The organism is Micromonospora salmantinae, from assembly GCF_022230905.1.
Lineage (GTDB): Bacteria > Actinomycetota > Actinomycetes > Mycobacteriales > Micromonosporaceae > Micromonospora > Micromonospora salmantinae.
Map to the genome: position 1 here is coordinate 100153 of NZ_JAKKFG010000001.1, position 23155 is coordinate 123307.

At 69.4% G+C, this 23155-nt stretch carries 18 protein-coding genes; 10 read left to right on the forward strand and 8 right to left on the reverse strand.

Annotated features, from left to right (window positions below; all coding sequences use genetic code 11):
• Positions 1–7: 7 nt before the first annotated feature.
• Together PSH03_RS00475 and murJ are read right to left on the reverse strand one after the other, a co-directional pair.
• Positions 8–1615 (reverse strand): protein kinase family protein, encoded by a 1608-nt coding sequence (locus tag PSH03_RS00475; RefSeq protein ID WP_210782078.1) that lies wholly within the window; start codon positions 1613–1615, stop codon positions 8–10.
• Between the two features lie 444 nt (positions 1616–2059).
• Positions 2060–3811, reverse strand: a complete 1752-nt coding sequence (gene murJ, locus PSH03_RS00480; protein WP_238687924.1) for a murein biosynthesis integral membrane protein MurJ — start codon at positions 3809–3811, stop codon at positions 2060–2062.
• A 126-nt stretch (positions 3812–3937) separates the two neighbouring features.
• Between murJ and PSH03_RS00485 the strand changes: the two genes are divergently transcribed.
• Complete coding sequence (locus tag PSH03_RS00485) at positions 3938–5398, forward strand: CCA tRNA nucleotidyltransferase (protein WP_112700307.1); 1461 nt, start codon at positions 3938–3940, stop codon at positions 5396–5398.
• A gap of 63 nt (positions 5399–5461) precedes the next feature.
• The gene (locus tag PSH03_RS00490; protein WP_238687925.1) at positions 5462–7765 is read left to right on the forward strand and encodes a S8 family serine peptidase; all 2304 of its coding nucleotides are present in this window, start codon (positions 5462–5464) and stop codon (positions 7763–7765) included.
• A 127-nt stretch (positions 7766–7892) separates the two neighbouring features.
• Here the strand turns inward: PSH03_RS00490 and PSH03_RS00495 are convergent, their stop codons facing one another.
• Both PSH03_RS00495 and PSH03_RS00500 read right to left on the reverse strand, forming a co-directional pair.
• Positions 7893–9416 carry a flotillin family protein gene (locus PSH03_RS00495; RefSeq protein ID WP_238687926.1) on the reverse strand — a complete coding sequence of 508 codons (1524 nt, stop codon included), beginning with the start codon at positions 9414–9416 and terminating at the stop codon, positions 7893–7895.
• Positions 9417–9444: 28 nt separating this feature from the next.
• The gene (locus PSH03_RS00500; protein ID WP_372494696.1) at positions 9445–10002 is read right to left on the reverse strand and encodes an NfeD C-terminal domain-containing protein; all 558 of its coding nucleotides are present in this window, start codon (positions 10000–10002) and stop codon (positions 9445–9447) included.
• A 54-nt stretch (positions 10003–10056) separates the two neighbouring features.
• Here PSH03_RS00500 and PSH03_RS00505 point away from each other — a divergent pair, with 54 nt between their 5' ends.
• The gene (locus PSH03_RS00505) at positions 10057–10542 is read left to right on the forward strand and encodes a methylated-DNA--[protein]-cysteine S-methyltransferase (RefSeq protein ID WP_210782068.1); all 486 of its coding nucleotides are present in this window, start codon (positions 10057–10059) and stop codon (positions 10540–10542) included.
• A 108-nt stretch (positions 10543–10650) separates the two neighbouring features.
• Here PSH03_RS00505 and PSH03_RS00510 read toward each other — a convergent pair whose 3' ends face one another.
• The gene (locus tag PSH03_RS00510) at positions 10651–11730 is read right to left on the reverse strand and encodes an inositol-3-phosphate synthase (RefSeq protein ID WP_124819940.1); all 1080 of its coding nucleotides are present in this window, start codon (positions 11728–11730) and stop codon (positions 10651–10653) included.
• A gap of 23 nt (positions 11731–11753) precedes the next feature.
• The gene (locus PSH03_RS00515; RefSeq protein ID WP_030331823.1) at positions 11754–12392 is read right to left on the reverse strand and encodes a PadR family transcriptional regulator; all 639 of its coding nucleotides are present in this window, start codon (positions 12390–12392) and stop codon (positions 11754–11756) included.
• A 175-nt stretch (positions 12393–12567) separates the two neighbouring features.
• Between PSH03_RS00515 and PSH03_RS00520 the strand changes: the two genes are divergently transcribed.
• The 3 genes from PSH03_RS00520 (at position 12568) to PSH03_RS00530 (ending at position 17720) form a co-directional block, all read left to right on the forward strand.
• Positions 12568–13017, forward strand: coding sequence for a DUF5318 domain-containing protein (locus PSH03_RS00520; RefSeq protein ID WP_091396619.1), 450 nt, complete (start codon positions 12568–12570; stop codon positions 13015–13017).
• Between the two features lie 194 nt (positions 13018–13211).
• Entirely contained in the window at positions 13212–16085 is a 2874-nt protein-coding gene (locus tag PSH03_RS00525) for a transglycosylase domain-containing protein (protein WP_238687927.1), read from the forward strand.
• 126 nt (positions 16086–16211) lie between these two features.
• A complete protein-coding gene (locus tag PSH03_RS00530) occupies positions 16212–17720 on the forward strand; it encodes a glycosyltransferase family 87 protein (protein ID WP_210782064.1) in 1509 nt (502 codons plus the stop codon).
• Between the two features lie 118 nt (positions 17721–17838).
• Here PSH03_RS00530 and PSH03_RS00535 read toward each other — a convergent pair whose 3' ends face one another.
• Positions 17839–19995, reverse strand: a complete 2157-nt coding sequence (locus PSH03_RS00535; protein WP_238687928.1) for a putative glycosyltransferase family protein — start codon at positions 19993–19995, stop codon at positions 17839–17841.
• Complete coding sequence (locus tag PSH03_RS00540) at positions 19992–20783, reverse strand: deoxyribonuclease IV (RefSeq protein ID WP_210782060.1); 792 nt, start codon at positions 20781–20783, stop codon at positions 19992–19994. The genes PSH03_RS00535 and PSH03_RS00540 overlap by 4 nt, the downstream gene beginning before the upstream one ends.
• Before the next feature lie 630 nt (positions 20784–21413).
• On the opposite strand from PSH03_RS00540, the gene rpsF reads away from it, so the two are divergent.
• The 4 genes from rpsF (at position 21414) to rplI (ending at position 23069) form a co-directional block, all read left to right on the forward strand.
• Positions 21414–21704, forward strand: a complete 291-nt coding sequence (gene rpsF, locus PSH03_RS00545) for a 30S ribosomal protein S6 (protein WP_036391391.1) — start codon at positions 21414–21416, stop codon at positions 21702–21704.
• Positions 21705–21784: 80 nt separating this feature from the next.
• Entirely contained in the window at positions 21785–22327 is a 543-nt protein-coding gene (locus PSH03_RS00550; protein WP_238687929.1) for a single-stranded DNA-binding protein, read from the forward strand.
• Positions 22327–22608 (forward strand): 30S ribosomal protein S18, encoded by a 282-nt coding sequence (rpsR, locus tag PSH03_RS00555; protein ID WP_051723758.1) that lies wholly within the window; start codon positions 22327–22329, stop codon positions 22606–22608. The genes PSH03_RS00550 and rpsR overlap by 1 nt, the downstream gene beginning before the upstream one ends.
• 14 nt (positions 22609–22622) lie before the next feature.
• A complete protein-coding gene (rplI, locus tag PSH03_RS00560) occupies positions 22623–23069 on the forward strand; it encodes a 50S ribosomal protein L9 (RefSeq protein ID WP_030487689.1) in 447 nt (148 codons plus the stop codon).
• Positions 23070–23155: the final 86 nt, after the last annotated feature.

Here is a 23155-nt window from a genome sequence, read left to right on the forward strand (position 1 = left end):
GCCCGGCTCACGACCCCTGGACCGTAATCTCCTGCACCCCCAGCTTGAACCCACCCTCGGCCGGAGCCAACTCGGTGATCCAGAACAGCAGGTACTGGTATTTCTGGTCGGCGTCGAAGCCGTTGAACGTCATGGTGGTGCCGTCGTGGTCCTCGAACGGCTGGCCGATGGCGGTCTTGTAGCTCGCGACCAACTGCTTGTCACCGTTGGAGCTGGACGGCGGGTTGGTAGTGCCGGCGAACAGCTGGGCGGACGCGTTGGTGGCCGACAGCACTGCCTGCACGGACTTGACGGTGTGCGGCTGGCCGAGGTCGATCCAGACGCCCATGCCCTTCTTCAGGTTGCCGAAGTTGGGCCGGTCGCGGTAGGTCTCGGTCTCCCAGCCCTTGTCATCGTCACCGTCGATGACCTTCTCGGCGCCGTCGACCTCACTGCGGTCCTTGCTGTCCGGGTCGATGATCCGGACGTCCTTCACTGTCAGCTTGCGGGCCGTCGCGGCGGCCGGGGTGGCGTCGCCGGCCGGGGCACTGGAGGTCGGCGCGGCGACCGGGTTGGACTGCGGGTCCTTGTCGTCGCCGCCCAGGGCGATGATCCCGATCAGCAGACCGACCAGGGCGACGGCCAGCAGGCCAGCGATGCCGACGGCGACCTTGCGACCCCCGGCCGCGGCCAGCGGCGACGGCTCTTCCCCGGTCTCGGCGGCGAACCGCAGTGGCCCGCTGTTGTCGAGGTAGTGCTCGTCCTCGGCCGGCACGTCCAGTCGCGCCAACTCGGCGGCGAGCACGTCGGAGGACGGCGGCGCGATCTCGGCGTCGAGCAGATCCATGGTCAGGTCGTCCAGGTACGCCGGAACGCCCGCCCGAACCTGGCGCGGTGCCGCGATGGCACCCCCGGCGTCCCGAACAGCGTCCGGGATCGCGGCGCGGCCGTGGCCGGCGGTGGCGCCGTGCAGTGGTGCCTCGGTGTGCGGCCACGAGCCGGTCAGCGCAAAGTAGAGGACCCCGCCGACCGCCCGGATGTCGTTCTCCTGGCTGTCGGCGCCGTCGGTGCGGGCGTCGGCCAGGACCACCCGGCCCTCATCACTGATCATGACGGTGCCGGGGTGGACGTTGCCGTGCACCATGCCGGTGGCGTGCACCGCGGCGAGCGCGCTCGCGACGGCGTTGCCGATCGCGGTGGCCCGAGCCGGGTCCAGGGGGCCGTCGGTCGCCAGGTCCCGCAGGGACTGCCCGTCGACCCACTCGCGCACCACGTACGCCCGGTCGGCCTCGTCGATCGCGTCGTAGACGCCGACCAGGTTGGGGTGGATGACCCGGCTGGCCGCGACGGCGGCCTGAAGCATTTCGGTGGCGGAGTCGCCACCCGGGTAACGCAGCACCACGGCAACGGGACGGCGCAGGATGACATCGACCCCGCGCCAGACCAGCCGACCCGCACTGTCGTTGTTGATGTGCTCAACCAGTTCGTACCGCTCGGCGAGGACTTCACCGGCCGTGGGAGCACCGAAGGTCATGACCGGAGGAGCGCTTTCGTCCGCCTCCTGACCCTCGCCGACCTGGGTCACCCGTCCTCCCTCGGTGATCGTGTCGATCGATGAACCCGAACTGCTGGGCATGTGGCTTCCCGCTCTGCCGTTGAAGGAACCGGCCGACCGGTGTCGACGCCCAGCGTCGGCCCCTGCCGTACCCGTCGAGAGCGACCTTACCCGGGTTGCCCGTCTCTCCGACATGTCATCTTCCCGCCGTACCTGGCGGGGTTCCGGCTGTCGAAGAGGTCGTCCGGTTACGACCGTTGTCAGCCACGTTGCTGGCACATGTACTAGCTAATCTACGGCTTCACCGCAAGTGACCGACGCCGGGGCTGGGCTGGCGTGCCGCTTCCGCTACCTCGTACGTTCCCACCGATCGGGTCGCCACCCTCAGCCGTACGGTTGGTTATCCACAGGCCGAAGCGGCGGTTGACCGGCGAATCGCGGAGTTATCCACAGGCGCATCCCCAGCCTGGTGATCCGTCGTCACAGTCCGTATGACTGTCAACTTGTTGAATCGAATGCGGACGTTCAGCGACCGAGCCGTCGGCGAACCATCCCGACCACCTCGGTGATCTCCCCGATCCGCAGCAGCATGGCCAGACCCAGGTAGGTCCCGCCGATCACCACGCCGCCGATCACGAGCTGCACGACAGCCTGCATCCAACTTGGCCTGTCGCCGCCAGGCAGAAGACTCACGACGAGGAGGCCGACCAGGGCGGCCCCCAACGCGGCAACCGCCACTCGACCGAGCGTCCGCAGGATGGCACCCATCCCGATCCGGCCTACGCGGGGCCGCAGCAGCCACGCCGAGGCGAAGGCGGCAGCCAGGTAGGACACGGCGTTGCCGATCATCATCCCGGCCGCAGCGAAGTGGGCGGCGAAGGCGACGTAGAGCACCACCTGCACGCCGATCCGCAGGGCGACCACCGGAATGTTGATCAGCGCCGGGGTGCGGGTGTCCGGCAGGGCGTAGAAGGCGAAGGTGAAGAGCTGGCTGATCGCGAACGGCACCAGCGCCAGCGCCGCCACGAGCAGCACCAGCGAGGTGTCCGCCGCGTTCTCGTCGGTGAACGCGCCGTAGCGGAACAGCGTCACGGCCAGCGGAGTCGCCAGTACCGCGTAGCAGACCGCGATCGGGGCGAGTACCGCCGAGACGGTGCGCGTGCCCCGGGAAAGGTCGGCGGCGACGTCGGAGTACCGGCCGTCGGCGGCAGCCGCGCTCATCCGGGGCATCAGTGCAGTGATGATCGATACGGCGATGATGCCGTGCGCCATCATCAGCAGCAGGAACACGTTGTTGTAGATCAGCGGGCCGGCAGCGTTCTCCTTGCCTGCCCGGTTCAGCAGGTTGAACATCACGATCAGGCCGACCTGGCTCACCGCGACGTAGCAGAACATCCAGCCGCCGAGACGCCCCAGCTCCCGTAGCCCGAGGGTGCGGAAGTCGAACCGGAACTTCCACCGGAAGCCGACCTTGCGCAACGCTGGCAAAAGGCCGGCGGCCTGGATCGCGACGCCGAGCAGGGTGCCGCCACCGATCAGCAAAATCCGGCCGGTGGTCATGTCCTCCGGCTTGACGATCTTCGCGCCGAAGATCGCGATGTACAGGCCCGCGGTGGCGATCACCACGATGTTGTTGAGGATCGGCGCCCACATCGGCGCGGCGAAGTGCCCCCGGGTGTTGAGCACCGCGCTGATCAGCGCACTGAGACCGGTGAAGAAGATCATCGGCAACATCAGGTACGACAGTGCCTTGACCAGGCCCCGGAAGTCTTCGCCGGTGTTCTCGCCAGCGTAGAGCTTGGTCAGGAGTCCGGCCGACAGCACGGCCAGCAGGGCCGCCCCCGCCAGGGTCAGCACCGCGAGGGTCAGCAGCCGCTGGGCGTACGCCTGGCCGCCATCGGTGTCGACCCTGCGCCGACGGACAAGCACCGGGATCAACACGCTGGTGAGGATGCCGCCGAGCAGGAACTCGTAGACCATTCCGGGCAGGATCTGCGCGGTGGTGTACGCGTCACCCACCAGCGCCCCACCCAGCGCGGCGGTCAGCGCCAACGTGCGCAGGAAGCCGGTGCCCCGGCTGACCAGGCTGCCGATCGCCATCACCGCGCTGTTGGTCGCCGCGCTCGCCTCGCCCACCTGCTCCTGCGGCGGCGCGGTCGACTCCATGGCCGGCTGGTTCAGCGGCTCGGCGGAGATGAAGGTGGCGCCGTCCCCGGGACGGGCGCCAGCGCCGCCATCGTTCGCGGCGTTGGCGCTGCGGTAGAGCCCGCCGCTCATCTCCAGCCTCCCAGGGGTACGTCGAGTCGGACACCGACCCGCACGCCACAGACCATAGTCAACCCCCACCCGTTACCCGCGCCCGGCGGATCGGATCACACCCCGGCCCGATAGGCTGGTGATCCCATGTCCGAAGCCTCCGCTCCTCACGCCGCCGACCGCCGCGAACTCACCGCCGCGCAGCGCAACGCCGTCGCCGAACTGCTCCGGGTGTCCCCGGTCGCCGACGAGTTGGGCCGCCGCTTCGTCCGCGCCGGTCACGAGTTGCACCTGGTGGGCGGTTCGGTGCGGGATGCCCTGCTCGGTCGACTCGGGGATGACCTCGACTTCTGCACCGACGCGCACCCCGACGAGACTCTGCGGATCATCAAGGGCTGGGCCGAGTCGATCTGGGAGACCGGTCGGGAGTTCGGCACCATCGGCGCTCAGCGCGACGGCCTCCGACTGGAGATCACCACCTTCCGCGCGGAGTCATACGACCAGGTCAGCCGCAACCCGGTGGTGGTGTACGGCACCAGCCTCGACGAGGACCTGAAGCGGCGCGACTTCACGATCAACGCGATGGCGGTCAGCCTGCCGGACCACCGGTTCACCGACCCGCACGGTGGACTGGACGATCTGTCGGCCAAGGTGATCCGTACCCCGAGTACGCCTGGTGAGTCGTTCGGCGACGACCCGCTGCGGATGCTGCGTGCCGCCCGGTTCGCCGCCCAGCTGCGTTTCGCCGTCCACCCGGACGTGCACCTGGCGATGACCGAGATGGCCGCCGACCTGGACCGGATCACCGCCGAGCGGATCCGCGACGAGTTCACCAAGCTGCTCTGCGGCGCCGATCCGATCACCGGGCTACGGCTGCTGGTCGACACCGGGCTGGCCGAGCGGTTCCTGCCCGAGCTGACCGGGCTGAAGCTGGAGATCGACGAGCACGCCCAGCACAAGGACGTCTACGAGCACACGTTGACGGTCGTCGAGAACGCGGTCTCCTACGAGGAGGAAGGCTGCGACTTCATCCTGCGGATGGCCGCCCTCCTGCACGACGTGGGCAAGCCGGCGACGAAGGCGGTCGGTTCCGACGGTCGGGTCAGCTTCCACCACCACGAGGTGGTCGGCGCCCGGCTGACCAAGGCCCGCATGAAGGCGATGCGCTACCCGAAGGACGTCACAGCGCAGGTGACCGCGCTGGTCGCGCTGCACCTGCGCTTCTACGGGTACGGGCGGGGCGAGTGGACCGACTCGGCGGTGCGCCGCTACGTCGCCGACGCCGGTGACCTGCTGCCCCGCCTGCACAAGTTGACCCGCTCCGACTGCACGACCCGCAACCGGCGCAAGGCCGCCCAGCTCGCGGCCGACTACGACGCGCTGGAGGACCGGATCGCCCGGATCGCGGCCGAGGAAGACCTGGCGCGGGTTCGACCCGACCTGGACGGCAACGCGATCATGGAGCTGCTCGGCGTACCGCCGGGGCCGGTGGTTGGGCGGGCCTGGAAGCACCTCAAGGAACAACGCCTCGAGCACGGCCCGCTGGACCGCGACGCCGCCGAGGCGGAGCTGCTGCGCTGGGCCCGCGCCGAGGGCATCCTCGGCTGACGCGCTCAACCTCGATGCTGGTCGTGTAGCGCGATCTGCCGTGAGGTGGCGGGAGCCCGTCAGGTGGCCGACGGCGATGCACAGCTGTCCGGTCGACGACGAAACGCGAGCGGATCGACCGAATGGCTGAGGTGTAGCGCTTTCATCGTCGTCCATGATGGCTGGGCGTCCGTCGGCTACCGGTGCATCGACACCGCCGCCGACCCCACCGCCCGTCCGGCCCTCCGGATTGGACGGGCGACGACCAAACGGGGAGATCACCTAGTGAAACGCCGTGGCGTGATACGCCGCTCGGCGGTGGCGAGCCTTGCTCTCGCTTCCGCAACCATCATCGTCAGCGCCGCGACCGGTGGGGCCGCCCTGGCCGAACCGTCCGCTCCGCTGGCACCGAAGCCCGCAAGCAAGTTGACGGCCCCCCAGCAGGACGGCCGGTTGGCCAAGGCCAAGCCCGCCGAGGTCGTACCGGATCGCTACATCGTGGTCCTCAAGGACAAGAAGACCACCCCGGCCAAAATCAAGGCCGCCGCTTCGGCTCTGGCCAAGGAGAACGGCGGCAGTGTCCGTCGGCTGTACAGCAGCGCCGTCAACGGCTACTCCGCCGCCATGACCGCGAAGCAGGCTGGCCGGCTGGCCGCCGACCCGGATGTCGCATCCGTGCAGCCGGTGATCCGCTTCCAGAAGAGCGGAACGCAGAGCTCGCCCCCCTCCTGGGGCCTGGACCGGATCGATCAGGTTTCGCCCAAGCTGAATGGCAGCTACACCTACCCCAACACCGGTGCCGGGGTGAAGGCGTACATCGTGGACACCGGCATCGACATCAGCCACAGCGACTTCGGTGGCCGTGCCTCGAACGGCTACGACGCGGTCGACCAGGACAATGTGGCGCAGGACTGCAACGGTCACGGCACGCACGTGGCGGGCACCGTCGGCGGCACGAAGTACGGCGTGGCCAAGAACGCCAACCTGGTCGCCGTCCGGGTCCTCGACTGCGAGGGTTTTGGCACCACCGAGCAGGTCCTGTCCGGGATCGACTGGGTGACCGCCAACGCGCAGAAGCCTGCCGTGGTCAACATGAGCCTCGGCGGGCCGGAGGACTCGGCGATCTCCACAGCGGTCAGCAACTCCATCGCCACCGGTCTCACCTACGCGGTGGCCGCCGGCAACGAAGCGGACGATGCCTGCGCGTACAGCCCGGCCGGGGTGTCGGCGGCGATCACCGTCGGAGCCACCGACAGGATCGACCGTCGGGCCTCGACCGAATACTTCGATTCGAACTACGGCCCGTGTGTCGACGTCTGGGCGCCGGGCGTGGACATCGTCTCGGCGGCAAGCGGAACCACCGACGGGTCGGTGGCCTTCAGCGGGACCTCGATGGCGGCGCCGCACGTGGCCGGAGCCGCTGCGCTGCTGCTTCAGTCGAACCCGACGTGGTCCCCGGCGCAGGTGCGCAACACGATCGTGACCCGAGGGCTCGCTGGCGCAGTGCTGAACCCGCAGGGCGGGGTGGACCGTCTGCTCAACGTCGCGTCGGCCCTCTCTCCCGCGCGTACCTCGCACGGCCTGCTGGCGCGTTCCAACGGCTATTTCGTCTCGGCTGACGGTGCGGGCAGCAAGCCTCTGGCCGCCGTCGGCCCGGTGCTCGGTGGCTGGGAGAAGCTCGACATCGTCGACGCCGGCAACGGCTTGGTCGCACTGCGGGCGAACGTCAACGGCAAGTACGTCAGCGCCAACGGTGCCGGCAGCAAGCCACTGATCGCCGCAGCCGCGTCGGTGAGCACCTGGGAGAGGTTCCAGTTGGTTCACCACATTGACGGCACGGTGAGCCTGCGGGCCACTGTCAACAACAAGTACGTCAGTGCGCCCAGCAACGGTGGCCCGCTGATTGCCAGCGCGACGAACGCCAGCACCTGGGAGAAGTTCGACCTCGAGACGAACCTGATCGTCAGCTTCAAATCGGCAGCCAGCGGCAAGTACGTCTCCGCTGACGGTGCCGGGAGCAAGCCGTTGATCCCGTTGGTCGCGTCGGTCAGCACCTGGGAGAAGTTCGAGCTGTTCGATCTGGACTACTACGGCTACTTCGGCCTGCGTTCGTTGGCCAACGGCAAGTGGGTCTCGGCGACCGGTGCCGGATCGAAGCCGATGCTCGCCTCAGCCCCGAGGATCGATGCCTGGGAGGCCTTCACCTTCTGGCACCGGGGTGTCGGGACCACGGACGGGTCGGGCTGGATCTACGCGAACGTCGACGGGCAGGCGGTCAGCGCCGGCAGCGCTGGCACCAGCCAGCTCATCCCGAACAAGGACTTCGACTTCTGGAGTCCGGACTTCGGCCTCTCGGCGGGCGAGCGGTTCGTCATGAACCTCGCCTGAACCAGCCACGGAATTACCACCGGCGCCCGCCAGCACCCCTCCCTCGGGAGGCGGTGCCGGCGGGCGCCGGCCGTTCGTGGGTCATCCGGGGCAGGCCAGAGCCTGACCGTCGGCGGGCCCCTCGGGCTCAGCGCGAGACGGTCCTGCCGTCCACCGTGTCGATCCCGGTGGCCGGCGCGGTGGCGTCGGCCCGTCCGGCACCGAGCCGCGCCAGCAGGCCGGGCAGGTCGATCCCGGTGAGGTCGCTGCCGAGCTGGAGGCCCTGGGCCACGTTGCCGGCCACCGACTTGGTGAGCGACGACGCGCCGTCGGTGGAGATGACGGTCATCTTGTCGATCGCCCCGATCGGCGCACTGGCCGCCTCGACGACCTGCGGCAGCACCTTGACCAGCAGGTCCAGCACGGCTGCCTCTCCGTACGCGGCGAACGCCTCGGCCTTGCGCGCCATCGCGTCGGCCTCGGCCTCACCCTTGGCGAGGATGGCCGCGGCCTCGGCCTGACCTTCCCGCTCCACGGCCTCGGCGATGGCGGAGCGTCGCCGCTGCTCGGCCTCACCCTCCTTGGCGCCCTCGATGGCGTTGGCCTCGGCGAGCGCGGCCCGTCGGGCCCGCTCACCCTCACCGGTGAGGCGGGCCTGCTCGGCGGAAGCCTGCGCGGCGGCGATGACGGACTGACGCTGCGCGTCGGCGTGCAGCACCGCCGCTGCTCGGGACGCCTCGGCCTCCTGCTCCACCTTGTACCGGGCCGCGTCGGCCGGCTTGCGAACCTCGGTGTCGAGTTGGCGCTGCTTGAGTTCGGCGTTGCGCTCGGCCACCTTCTGCTGTTCGGAGAGGATCGCCTGGTCCCGCTCGGCCTGGGCGAGTGGTCCGGCCGCCGCGGACTTCGCCTTCGCCGCGTCGATCTCGGCCTGGATACCGGCCTGCTTGAGGGCCAGGTTGCGGTTCGCCTCGGCGATGGCCTCCTCGGCGAGCAGCCGCTCCTGCTCGGCCTGCTGCCGGGCCCGGGCCTCGGCGATCGCCGCGTCCTTGAGTACCCGGGCGGCCTCGGGTCGGCCCAGGTCCTGAAGGTAGGAGCCTTCGGCGAGGATGTCCTGGAGCTGGAAGGTGTCCAACACCAGACCCTGGTTGGTCATCGAGTGCTCGGCCTCCTCGGCGACCGCGCTGGCGAACGCCGCCCGGTCCCGGATGACCTCCTCGACGGTGAGCCGGCCGACGATCGAGCGCAGCGCGCCGGCCAGCACCTCCCGGGTGAAGTTGTCGATCTCGTCCTGCTGGTGCAGGAACCGTTGTGCGGCGGCCCGGATCGCGTCCTCGGTGCCGCCGACCTTGACGATCGCCACGCCGTGCAGGTCGGCGCGGATGCCCTGCTTGCTGACGGCGCCCCGGATGCCGACGTCGATCCGCCGGCTGGACAGGTCGAGCGACTGGAGCTTCTGCACCACCGGCAGCACGAAGACCGAGGCGCCCAGCACGACCTTCTGCCCGGAGTTGTCGGTGGACCGCCCGCCGTCGGCGGTCTGGGTGGTGCGGCCCTTGCGACCGGTGACGATGAACGCCTCGTTCGGGCCGGCCACCTTGATCCGGGAGAGCACGAAGAGCACCAGGATGAGCGCGAGGAGGACCGCGCCACCGATGGCGATGAGTAGGGCCATGTGAGGAGTCCCGTCTATGAGGGGGAGGTCAGTAGGTCTCTACGTGCACGCTGGTCTCGCTGAGCGCCTGCACGACGAAGACCTGGGCGCCGATCGGGATCGGCTGGTCCGCGCGGGCGCTGAGCTTGACCGGTTGGCCGGCGAGGCGAATGCGGACCTCGCCGTACCCGTTGGCCGGCACCGGGGTGACGACCAGGCCGAGCGCGCCGACCAGGTCGTCGCGGGTGGGGGTGGGGTCGGTGCGCATGTTCCGCGCCGCCCGACTCAGCCGGGACGCCAACCAGCCGGTGGGCACGGCCGCGAGCACGCCGCCGGCCACCGCCCCGACGACCATGCCAGGTGTACGCGCACCGAGCAGCTCGTTGACGATGGCCGCGCCGAACCCGAACGCCCCGGCGAAGCCGGCGACCGTCTCGACCGAGATCGGCCCGTCAACGTCGGCGTGCCCGAACTGGAGCAACTCGGTGCCGAGCAGCGCGAGCGCGAGCACACCGACGCCCGCCCCGCCGATGATCAGAAAGATGAGCGTCCCCGTTGCCACGACCTTGACGGTATCGACGCCGCGCAACGCCGAACGGTCCGGCAGAACGCTGGTAGCCGGCCGGCGAACGAGTCCGCAACAGAGAGGGAGAATGGGTGGATGCGCTGGACTGTGCTCGACTCGCCCATCGGTGAGTTCTCCGTGGCCACCGACGGCACGAGCGTCTGCGGCGCGCATTTCGGCCGGCTCGAGGCGGCCACCAACGAGCCCGACGACGCGCTGTCCCGGCAGGCCGTCGACGAGTTGCGGGCGTACTTCGCCGGTGAGCTGACCACGTTCACCGTTTCGGTGTCGGTCCCGCGTGGCTCCGACTTCGAGCGCGCCGTGTGGCGGGAGATGACCCGGATCCCGTACGGGGAGACGCTGACATATGGCGAGGTGGCGCGGCTGGTCGGCGATCCCGGAGCGGCACGGGCGGTGGGCGTGGCCTGCAACCGCAACCCGGTCCCGGTGATCGTGCCGTGTCACCGGATCGTCGGCGCGGGCGGCAAGCTGGTCGGCTTCGGTGGGGGCCTGCCCCGCAAGGTCAAGCTGCTGGAGTTGGAGGCCGGGGTCGCGCTGCGACACGCCTGGTCCCGAGACTGACGAGTTGACGTTGCGGCTGTCGCCGTACCTGGAGATGTCGAGCTGAACGCGGCGAAGGGCCGGGTCCGCACGGACCCGGCCCTTCCGCGTGCTTGATGATTCAGCGCATCAGCGCGTGACCTCACCGGCGATGAACTCCTCGACGGCCTGGTGGGCGTCGTGGTCGGCGTACTGCACCGGCGGGGACTTCATGAAGTACGACGAGGCCGACAGGATCGGGCCGCCGATCTTCCGGTCCAGGGCGATCTTCGCGGCCCGGACCGCGTCGATGATGACGCCGGCCGAGTTCGGCGAGTCCCACACCTCGAGCTTGAGCTCGGCGTTGAGGGGGGTGTCACCGAACGAACGGCCCTCGAGGCGGATGTACGCCCACTTGCGGTCGTCCAGCCACGGCACGTGGTCCGACGGGCCGATGTGCACGTCGCTCTTGCTCATCTCGTGCGGGATCTGCGAGGTGACCGACTGGGTCTTCGAGATCTTCTTCGAGACCAGCCGCTTGCGCTCCAGCATGTTCATGAAGTCCATGTTGCCGCCGAAGTTGAGCTGGTACGTGCGCAGCAGCTCGACGCCGCGGTCCTCGAAGAGCTTCGCGAGGGCGCGGTGCACGATGGTGGCACCGACCTGGCTCTTGATGTCGTCGCCGACGATCGGCAGGCCCGCGTCCTCGAACTTCTTGGCCCACTCGGGGTCGGAGGCGATGAAGACCGGCAGGGCGTTGACGAACGCGCAGCCGGCGTCGATCGCGGCCTGGGCGTAGAACTTGGCGGCCTGCTCGGAGCCGACCGGCAGGTAGCAGACGACGACGTCGACCTGCGCGTCGCGCAGCGCCTGCGTCACGTCGACCGGAGTGGCGTCCGACTCCTCGACGATCTCGCGGTAGTACTGGCCCAGACCGTCGAAGGTCGGACCGCGCTGCACGCTGACGCCGGTCGGCGGCACGTCGCAGAGCTTGATGGTGTTGTTCTCGCTGGCGACGATCGCCTCCGCGAGGTCCATGCCCACCTTCTTGGCGTCCACGTCGAATGCCGCGACGAACTCCACGGCGTTGACGTGGTAGTCGCCGAAGGCGACGTGCATGAGACCCGGGACGCGGTCGTTCGGGTTGGCGTTCCGGTAGTACTCGACGCCCTGAACCAGGGACGAGGCGCAGTTACCCACACCGACGATGGCGACGCGGACGGAGCCCATAGCGTCTGCCTCCTTCTTTTCTGTCACGGCCGCTCATTCCTGGTCTCTCCAGGCGGAGGCGGGCTGTTGTCTTCTCGTCGGCCGCCGGCTGTCCCGATGTTCGGGACCGTCGGGGCTCGGCCGGAGCGCTCGTTGGCGATGAGCTCCTCCAGCCAGCGGACCTCGCGCTCACAGGCATCAAGGCCGTGGCGCTGCAGTTCCAGCGTGTAAGCGTCGAGGCGCTCGGCCGCCCGGCCAAGCACGTCACGAAGCCCTTCGCGACGTTCCTCGATCTTGCGGCGGCGACCCTCCAGAATGCGTAGTCGGGTCGCCTGGTCGGTCCGGGCGAAGAACGCGAAGTGCACCCCGAAGCCCGTGTCGTCGTACGTCTCGGGCCCGGCCTGTGCGATCAGCTGGGCGAAGCGTTCCTTGCCTTCCGCGGTGATTTTGTAGACCACCCGACCTCGTCGGCTGGTCAGCGCGGGAACCTCCTCGGCAGTGGCGGGTGTCTCAGCAGCCTCGGTGATCCATCCCGCCGCCTGCAGCCTGCGTAGCGTGGGATAGAGCGAGCCGTAGCTGATCGCCGCCCGGATCGCGCCGAGTTTGGCGGTCAGTTCCTTGCGCAGCTCATAGCCGTGCATCGGAGACTCCTGCAGGAGGCCGAGGATGGCGAACTCAAGCACTGGCCACCCTCTCTTTACCCTCCGGCGTGAAGTGGTAACCGCCGCGATGTATCGGACCGATACATCGCACGTTAGCGGGTCGTGCGGGCCAGGGCAAACCCCCGTTCCGAGACCCTGTCGTCACGGATTGTGAGCGTGGTCGCCTGGTCGGGCCGGACCGCGTACCCTTCTCCGCATGCGTACGCAGCGCCAGGTCGTCGACTACTCGCTTCAGAAGCGAGCAGTGCTGCGTGAGCTCCTGGCCGGACGAGTCGGCACGTACGACGTCTGCGACGCGTCGCCGTACCTGAAGAACGCCGCTCGGTTCCACGGCGAGCCGACCGACCGGCGCTGCCCGATCTGCCGCAGCGAAAACCTGACCCTGGTCCACTACATTTACGGTGACGAACTCAAGCAGTCCGCCGGCCAGGCTCGGACACTGACCGAGTTGCCCGTGCTGGCGATGACGCTGCGTGAGTTCCAGGTCTTCGTGGTGGAGGTGTGCCTCGGTTGCGACTGGAACCATCTGGTCGAGCAGTACCTGCTCGGCCGGGACGGTCTGACCGGCGACAGCGACGGCATCAGCGAGCAGGACGCGGCGGGCGCCGGAGGCGCCGGGCGGCGGAGGCGAGAGGCGCAACGGTGATCTCAGCTGGTTGGACCGGCCCCGGGGCCGACGAATCCCGGGACGGCCGACCGCTTGTTGGCCCGATTGGCCCGATTGATACGGCAATGACCCCGGTCGGCCGGCACCCCCATGCCGGCGCCCCGGGTGAAGCAACTCACGGCAACCCGGTGGCGGCGCAGTCGCGCCCCACCGCGACCGGCAGGGTGTGAGGAATGAACTCGTACGGCGATCCCAGTTCTGCGCGCGGACGGACCCAGTACTCGGGTCCAGACGGTGACCCCGGACCGGGCGCGGACGACGCGTACCGCCGACCCGGCGGTGACTCCGGCGGGGGCGGCTGGTCAGCCTCGGAGGGCGGCGCGGCGACCCCGGGCCGGGCCTCGGTGACGCCGCGGGCCGCCGGTGGTCGCGCCACGGTCGGCGGGTCCGCCTCGGTGCCGCCGCGTGGCGGCGCGGCCGCCGGGTCCGCCTCGGTGGGTTCGGCAGCGACCGGCCGGGCCGGTCGAGCCTCGGTGCCGGTGTCACCGGCACCTGGTGTGGCCGCTGGCCGCGCTGGCGCCGGTCGGGCCTCGGTGCCCGTCTCCCCGGCGCCGGGCGCTCCGGCGGGTCGGGCCACTGTCGGCGCTGCCGCCGTCGGTGCGGCCTCGGTCGGCACTGCCTCGGCGGGTCGGGCCAGCGTCGGTTCCGCAGCGGTCGGTGGTCGTGCGGCGGTCGCCCGGGCGAGCGTCTCACCGGTCTCCGGTGGACCGGGCGGTCCCGGTGGGCCGGGCGGTCCGGGCGGTCCCGGTCGGGGCGGCCGTGGTCCGGGTGACTCGGGCGCGGCCCGGGCCAAGAAGCGCAAGCGGATGAACCTGCTGATCGCCGGGTTCGCCGTCTTCATCATGCTCGCCGGCATCGGCGTGGTCGGGTTCACCTACTACTCGACAAACGTGGTCATGCCGAACGAGATGCCGCTGCCGCTGTCCACCACCGTGTACGCCAAGGACGGCAAGACGCAGCTCGCCAAGCTGGGCAGCGAGAACCGCACCTTCGTGACCATCCAGCAGATCCCGCAGCACGTGCAGGACGCGGTCGCCGCGGCGGAGGACCGGAATTTCTACCGGCACTCCGGCGTCGACTACAAGGGCATCGTCCGGGCCGCATGGAACAACGTCTCCAACGGCGACAAGCAGGGCGCCTCGACGATCACCCAGCAGTACGCCCGCAACGCGTTCGAGAACCTCAAGGACGACACGTACGGCCGGAAGGTGAAGGAGGCGATCCTCGCCTCCAAGCTGAACGACAAGTACGACAAGCCGACGATCATGCAGCACTACCTGAACGTCATCTACTTCGGTCGCGGCGCGTACGGCATCGAGGCGGCGGCACAGACCTACTTCGGCAAGCCGGCAAGCAAGCTCACTCCCGGCGAGGGAGCAGTGCTGGCCGCAGTGATCAAGCAACCGGTGGCGAGCGAAACCCACAAGGGGTTCGACCCGGCGGTCAACCCGACCGATGCCAGGTCGCGGTGGGACTACGTGATCGGCGGCATGAAGAAGGAGGGCTGGCTGGACTCCCCCAACCACCCCCCGGCGCCCACCGAGTACCCGAAGGCGCTGCCGCCGAAGAAGGATGGCGTGGGCTTCGGTGTCGACAGCCCGCGCGGCAACGTCATCAACTACGTCCGCCAAGAGATGGACGAGATGGGTCTCTGCTCCGACAGCGGTGCGGAGGGCAAGACCAGTTGCGTCGACGCGCTGCGGGATGGCGGCTACCGGATCACCACCACCATCGACCCGAAGCTCCAGGCCGCCGCGGAGAACACCGCGATGCAGTCGAAGAAGGGCTCCGAGCTCAACGACCAGCCGAAGAACCTGATGGCGGCGGTGGTCTCGATCGACCCGAAGAAAGGCCGCGTGCTCGCCTACTACGGCGGTGACAGCGGTGCCGACTTCGACTACGCCGGCAAGAACATCGACAAGAACGGCGACCTGACCGGTGGGCACCAGCCGGGCTCGTCGATGAAGGTGTACACCCTGGCCGCCGCGATCGAGGCCGGCATCTCCGTCAAGTCGCACTGGGACCCCACGCCGTACAAGCCCGAGGGCTCCAGGGACACGATCGGTAACGCCAACCGCACCAACCTCAAGTGCGGCAAGTACTGCACGCTCGAAGAGTCGACGGTCCAGTCGTACAACGTTCCCTTCTATTGGGTCGCCGACACGATCGGCGCCGACAAGGTCGTCGACATGGCCAGGAAGGCCGGCGTGACCACCATGTGGGGCGTCGACCCGCCGCAGGCCTTCGACCTGTCGAAGAAGGGGCCGAAACCGTTCGACAACTACACCGGTTTCGGCAAGTACCCGATCACCGTGTTCGATCACGCCAACGCCATGGCCACGTTCGCCAACGACGGCAAGTACATCAAGGCGCACTTCGTCGTCAAGGTGGAGCAGCAGGACAAGGACACCGGCAAGTGGAAGGTCGTTGGCAGCGAGCGCATCAAGCCGGAGCAGCGGATCCCCAAGAAGATCACCGACGAGGTCACCGGCGTCCTGAAGCAGATCCCCCGCCCCAACAACATCTCCCTGGAGAACGGCCGCCAGGCCGCCGCCAAGACCGGCACCTGGGAGTACGACAACAAGGACAACTCCCACGCCTGGACGGTCGGCTACACCCCGCAGAACGCCACAGCGGTCTGGGTGGGCAGCCGGGATCCGAGGAAGCCGCAGATCAAGCTCGCCAGCGGTAAGGACATCGGCGGTTCGACGCTCCCTGGCCCGATCTGGGAGAAGTACATGAACGCCGCCCTCAAGGGCCAGGAGGAGATCCCCCTGCCCAGCGTCACCGGCGAGGGTGACGTCACGAAGGGCAACGGCAAGGAGCCACCGCCACCGCCGACCAACCCCGGGGGTCAGCCCGGCCAGGGCACCCCCTGTAACCCGCTGATCGACATCTTCTGCAACCCCGGGGGTAACAACTCTGGCGGTAACCCTGGGGGCACTCCCGGCGGTAACCCAGGAGGTAACCCAGGCGGTAATCCCGGCGGCGGAGGAACCGGTGGCGGCGGAGGGCTGTTGCCCGGCCTGCCACCCAACCGGGACTGACCCGCACCAGCACCCGACGCCGCCGCCGGCCGGACGACCTGTCCCGGCCGGGGGCGGCGTTTTCGTACCCGGAACTCCGCGCCGGGACGGGACGGGCACCCCTGTCGTACGGCAGGATGCCTCTCCATGAGCACCCAGTCGACGCCCGGCATCGACGACGCCGGAACCACCGATCACCCGTCCCGCTCCGACGGGTTCGTCCGCGGCATCTCCAGCGTCATCGGCGGGCCGCTGGGCGACCACGCGACAGCGCTGAACCGGCCGGCCGGTCAGGAGCGTCGCTTCTGGACCGCAGTGCGGATCGTGCTGGCGTTGGCGTGCCTCACGCTCGCGTTGCACTGGGTGCAGAAATCGCCCTGCCAGGACGGCGCCTGGCAGAACAACGTCCAGTACACCCGGTTCTGCTACACCGACGTCCTCGCCCTCTACTACGCCGAAGGGCTCAACGAGGGCAAGGTGCCCTACCGCGACCACCCGGTCGAGTACCCGGTGCTGACCGGCTACTTCATGGGGGCGTTGGGCCTGCCGGTGCACGCCATCGGTGACGGCGACCCGAGCATCAACCAGGGCCAGTGGTTCTACAACCTCAACGCGCTGGTGCTGGGCGCGCTCGCGGTGGCCACGGTGGCGGTGATCCTGGCGTTGCGCCGCCGACGACCCTGGGACGCGGCGATGTTCGCACTCGCCCCGGCGTTGGTGCTCACCGCAACCGTCAACTGGGACCTGCTCGCCATCGGGCTGGCCGCCTTCGGCCTGCTGGCCTGGGCTCGAAAACGACCGGCGGTGGCCGGAGTGCTGCTCGGGTTGGCCGGCGCGGCTAAGCTCTGGCCGCTCTTCCTGCTCGGGCCGATCCTCATCCTGGCGCTACGGGCCGACCGGCTTCGTGCCGCGCTCACCGCCATCGGGACGGCTGTCGCGGCAGTGGTGCTGGTCAACCTGCCGGCCGCCCGCGCGTACCCGGAAAACTGGGACCGGTTCTTCGAACTGAACACCACCCGACCGATCGACTGGGGCACGCTCTGGTACATCGGGCGCTACCTGGACGGCAAGGTCGGCAACGACCCCGCCAACCTCGGCCCGTTCGAGTGGCTCAACGCCAACATCCCGACCCTCAACACCGTCTCGTACGCGCTGTTCGGGCTGGCCTGCCTCGGCGTCGCCGTGCTGGCGCTGCGGGCGCCGCGCCGACCGCGGCTGGGTCAGCTCGCCTTCCTGGTGGTCGCGGCGTTCCTCATCTTCAGCAAGGTCTGGTCGCAGCAGTTCGTGCTCTGGCTGCTCCCGCTGGTGGTGCTGGCCCGGCCGAAGTGGGGCGCGTTCCTGGCCTGGCAGATCGCCGAGGTCTGCTACTTCGTGGCCTTCTACGGGGAACTGCTCGGCGCGGCAACCAGCCGTCCGGTCTTCCCGGAGGGGGTGTTCGTGCTGGCCTCGACGCTGCGACTGGCCACTGTGGTGGTGCTCTGCGTCTTCGTCGTCAAGGAGATCCTGCACCCCGAGCAGGACGCGGTGCGGGCCACCTACCCGGACGACCCGGACGGCGGCGTTCTCGACGGCGCCCCGGACGCCCCCTGGATAGACCGCTGGCGCCGCACCACGACGACCAGCGAACAAGCACCCGTACCGGTGCCCACGACCTGACCCTAAGGCCGACCGCGGCCGGCACCACGTCAGGGTTTTCGGGGGAGCCGCCCGGCGCAGGGATCAAGCCTGACCGCCCGGAGCCGGGTGGGCTCCCCCGAAAACCCGCCCTAAAGCTTCACAGGCGATAGACGACAGCGTCGCCGACCTCCTGCCGGCTGATGCCGAGCGACTCGACCGGCGCGTCGATGTTGATCTCCCACGGTGTGCCGGCCACCTGGCCGCGCAGCAGCACCACGGTGCGGACGCCGAGCGTACGCAGGTAGTCGACGCTCGTCTGGTCCGGGAACGACTGGCTCACCCGACGGACGTCGTCGAGCTGGCGCGGCGTGAAGCCGCTACCGCCGTTGACCACATCGGGGAATCCGCTGGTCGACCAGAGCATCACGTGCTGGTCCAGGCTCTGATTGCTGGGCAGCACCAGCAGCGGACCCTCCGCCGACCGCATCGCCGCCGGTTGGGTCGGCACCACCGGGTGTGGGGTGGTGTTCAGGCCCTCGACGGTGACCAGCAGCAACGGCAGCAGGGTGGCCATCCGCAGCCACGGCCCCGGCCACGACGGAATCCGCTGCGCGGTCAACTCGCGGACCCGGTCGGTGAGGGCGGTGACCGCGCCCGCCGCGAGCAGGCCGAGCAACAACGTGGTCCAGAGCATCAACCGCCCGGGGGTACGCAGGCCGCTCCAGCCCGGCAGGTGCTCGAAGAAGGGCACGTAGGTGAAGGTGCCGTCGAAGAAACGGGTGCCCATGGCGAAGGCCATCGTCACCAGCACCCCAGCGAGCAGCAGCAGTCGGTGCCGCAGCCGCCACGCCGAGAAGAACAACCCGCCCGCGGCGAGCGCGTAGAGCACGAAGCCCGGCAGCAGGGTCATCTCCGGGTGCCACGGCAGCGCTGCCCGGGCACCCTCGTGCAGCCCACCCCAGATCCGCGACTCCCCGGGCGCCGTCACGAAGCCCGACGCCGGCGGCGAGAAGAGGCTGATGTCACCGATGGTGCGCTCGGCGTACGGGTGCAGCTCGGTCACCTTGAAGAACGGGAACGCCATCAGCAGACCGACACCGGCGAACAACAGCCCGCCGAGCACGTCGGCGGCGAACAACCGGCGACCGAACGGAACGGCCTGCCCGGTGCGCAGCCGCCGCGCGAAGAACAGGACGGCAGCGACCAGCACCGCGCCGGCCAGGAAGTACGCGAAGGGCAGCCCGATGCCGAAGCCGAGGCTGAGTTGCCAGGCCGCCACCAGCCAACCGGCGTAGACCCACCCGTCATGCCGGCGCTCCGGCCGGTAGCCGTGTCGGAGAGACCACCCGTGCCCGCGCGCCAACATCGCCAACGCCAGCGGAATGCCACCGTTGGAGAGCACATGCAGGTGCCCGGCCTGGGCCAGCAGCCACGGCGCGTAGGTGTAGCTCACGCCCGCGACGGCCGCACCGATCCGGCCGGCCCCGAGCTGTCGGGCCAGCGCGTACGCCCCGAGCGTGGCGAGCGCGTGCGCCAGCACGAACATGATGTTGTAGCGCAGCACGGCGTCCTCGGGACCGCTGCCGAGCATCCCGGCCGGGGCGTACCCGAGCAGCGTGTCGGAGAACGCGAAGCTCCACAGCTCGGGGAAGAACGTGTTGGACTGCCACAGCCGCGCCGGCTCGGCCAGCAGGATGTGCCCGGACCAGGCCATCTGCCAGGCTTGCAGGCTCGGATCCCAGTAGTCCTGCGGAAGGGTGTAGCGCGGATAGCGCAGCGTCGGCCAGGTCATCAACACGGCCAGTGCCAACGCGCCGAGGGCGGCCAGGGTCCACTCGTGGATCAGGAACCGCCCGACCGCCCGGCCCGCCCGACTGAAGATGGAGGGCCGTGGCTCCGGCGCGGAGGCGAACGCCTCCCAACGCTCCGGGTCGTCCGGCTTCGCCTCGCTGCCGGCCTTGTCCGTGCCGTCGGCGCCGTCCACCTTCGCGCCCTTGGCCGCGTCGTCGTCCTTGGCTGCCCCGCTGTCCTTGGTCGCGTCCTTGGTCGCACCGCTGTCCTTGGTCGCGCCACCCACCGTGCCGCTGTGCTTGGCCGTGCCGCTGTCCTTGGATGCGTCGGTGCCCTTGGCGGTGCTGTCGCTGACCGCGGTGCCGCCCTCGGCGGCATCCTGCTTGGCCGCGGCATCCTGCTTGGCCGCGGCGTTCTGCTGGGTGGGGGTGCCGGCCGCGGCTGTCGTGGCGGATTGACTCTCGGCGGTCGCGCCGGTGGGGGTGGGCCGGGCGTTGCCGGTCCCGGGCTGTCCGCTCGTCATGCCGCCAGGCTCTCCGCTCCGAGCTGCTCACGCAGGAAGTCGATGTCGGCCGCCTGACCGGTCACACCGCCCGGTGTCTCGACGACCACCGGCGCGCCGGCCGCCCGGATCACCGCCACCACCAGCTCCGGGTCGATCGTCCCGCCGCCCAGGTTGTCGTGTCGGTCCTGGCCGGAGTTGAACGCGCCCTTGGAGTTGTTGGCGTGCACCAGGTCGATCCGCCCGGTGATCGCCTTGACCCGGTCGACCAGGCCGAGCAGCTCCTCGCCGCCCGCGTACGCGTGGCAGGTGTCCAGGCAGAAGCCGACCTCGTAGTCACCGATGGCGTCCCAGAGTCGGGCGAGCGCGTCCAGCCGTCGGGCGCAGGAGTTGTCGCCGCCGGCGGTGTTCTCGATCAGGACCGGTACGCCGAAGCCGCCGGAGTCCGCCGCGTACGCGAAGGTCTTGCGCCAGTTGTCGAAGCCGACGGCCAGGTCGTCGCCGGCGTTGACGTGCCCACCGTGAACGATCAGGCCCTTGGCGCCGATGGCGGCGGCCGCGTTGGCGTGCCCGAGCAGCAGCTTGCGGCTCGGGATCCGGATGCGGTTGTTGAGCGTGGCCACGTTGATGACGTACGGCGCGTGCACGTAGAGGTCGACCTCGGCGGCGCGCAGCCGCTCGGCATCTTCGCGAGGCTTGGGCGCCTTCCAACCCTGTGGGTCGGCGAGGAAGAACTGCACGGTCTCGGCGGACCGGGCGGCCGCCTCCGCCAGCGGGTCGGTCGAGTCGACGTGGGCTCCGATACGCATGCGAGCGAGCCTACGTCGCGCCCCCGACCGGCGCGGCGACGGCCGGCGCGGTGTCGCGTCACCTGAGGGACCGACGATCGTTGATGGGTTTGAACCGGCGATCAGCATCCCGGTGCCGCCAGCGGCGCGAGCGTTGCGCACACGGCGACCGGCGGTCGACGGCGGACAGCGAGGTCACCCCCGCGGCGCGGCCCGGCGCAGCGGGGGCGACCCCACCGCACAACGGGTACCGAGCGACGACGAATCTCGGAAATTGTGCTTTTCCCCCCGACAAGGTACGAGTGCTGTTGTATCGTCAGATAACAACACGATAAAGCTCCGCGGGGCGTCTTCGGTCCAACCTCATCGGTGTGGTCGTTCCTCCCCAGGTCCCACCCAAGGAATGCGGACCGGACGCCCCGCGGCCTCGTAGACGAGGGCCCACCACCGACCGGTTGACGGTCGGACGGTGGGCCCTCGTCGGCTCGTCCGGGTCCGGAGCCGACCACCCCGGGCATGATCGTTGAGACCGGGTATCCTGGTCAGGTTGTCCGCGTCCGGCCGGGTTCCCTCGGCGCGTGCGGGCAGCGACACAAGACCTCCTGCCACGGAAGGACCGTGGCCGCTTAGCCCACAGGAGGTGAGCACGTCTTGCGTCACTACGAACTAATGGTCATCCTCGACTCCAGCCTCGAGGAGCGCACCGTCGCACCGTCGCTCGACACGTACCTGAACGTGATTCGGACCGCGGGTGGCTCGGTTGAGAAGACCGACGTGTGGGGCCGTCGGCGCCTCGCGTACGAGATCAACAAAAAGGCCGAAGGCATCTACGCCGTCATCGACCTGCAGGCCACGCCTGCTGCGGTGGCCGAGCTGGACCGTCAGCTCCGGCTCAACGAGTCCGTGCTGCGCACCAAGGTCATCCGACCGGAAATGCGCTAGAGCATCCAACCCCGGTTCGTCCGGATCAGCCTCCGCGACTCTGTCGTACGGCTCTGCGAGCCTGTACGACGAGACGCTGAGTGCGCGAGGAGATGGTCATGGCAGGAGACACCACCATCACGGTCATCGGCAATCTGACCGATGACCCCGAGTTGCGGTTCACCCCCTCCGGGGCTGCGGTCGCCAAGTTCCGAGTCGCTTCGACGCCCCGTTTCATGGACAAGGCGTCGAACGAATGGAAGGACGGCGAGCCGCTGTTCCTCGCATGCACCGTGTGGCGGCAGGCCGCCGAGCACGTCGCCGAGTCGCTGCAGCGTGGCGCTCGGGTGATCGTGTCGGGCCGGCTGCGTCAGCGGTCGTACGAGACCCGCGAGGGTGAGAAGCGCACTGTCATCGAGCTTGAGGTCGACGAGATCGGCCCGTCGCTGCGCTACGCCACGGCGAAGGTGCAGAAGATGTCCCGCTCCGGCGGTGGCGGCGGCGGCTTCGGTGGCGGCGGTGGCGGTGGCGGTGGCAACCAGGGTGGCGGCGGAGGCAACTTCGACGACCCCTGGGCTTCGGCTGCTCCTTCTCCCGCGCGTGCCGGTTCGGGCGCCAATTTTGACGAGGAGCCACCGTTCTAATGGCGCCTAGCGCTCGCGATCGCAAACCAGGAGCACGTGCAACGGCCAAGGCTGCGGCACTGCGCAAGCCCAAGAAGAAGGTGAACCCGCTCGACAAGGACGGGATCGCCTACATCGATTACAAGGACACCGCGCTGCTGCGCAAGTTCATCTCCGATCGCGGCAAGATCCGCGCTCGTCGGGTGACCGGCGTGACCTCGCAGCAGCAGCGGCAGATCGCCCGTGCGGTCAAGAACGCCCGTGAGATGGCGCTCCTGCCATACACGGCCACCACCCGCTGAGAGGAGGCACCGATATGAAGATCATCCTGACTCAGGAAGTGTCCGGCCTCGGTGCCCCGGGCGACATCGTCGAGGTCAAGAACGGCTACGGCCGTAACTACCTGCTGCCGCAGGGCTTCGCGATCGTCTGGACCAAGGGCGCGGAAAAGCAGGTCACGGTCATCAAGCGGGCCCGTGGGGCCCGCGAGATCCGCGACCTCGACCACGCCAACGAGGTCAAGGCTCAGCTCGAGGGTCTCAAGGTCAACCTGAAGGTCCGCGCCGGCGACGGTGGACGGCTCTTCGGCTCGGTCACCCCGGCCGAGATCGTCGACGCCGTCAAGGCCGCCAGCGGCCCGGTCCTCGATCGTCGCCGGCTGGAGGTGCCCGGTCACATCAAGTCGATCGGCGCCTACCCGGTGAAGATCAAGCTGCACCCTGAGGTGACCGCGTCGTTCAACCTGAACGTCGTTCAGGGCTGACGTCCGCAACACCACCACGAGGGCCCGCACCGAGCGATCGGTGCGGGCCCTCGTGCGTACGTCGTCCGACCCGACAATGCCCCCGG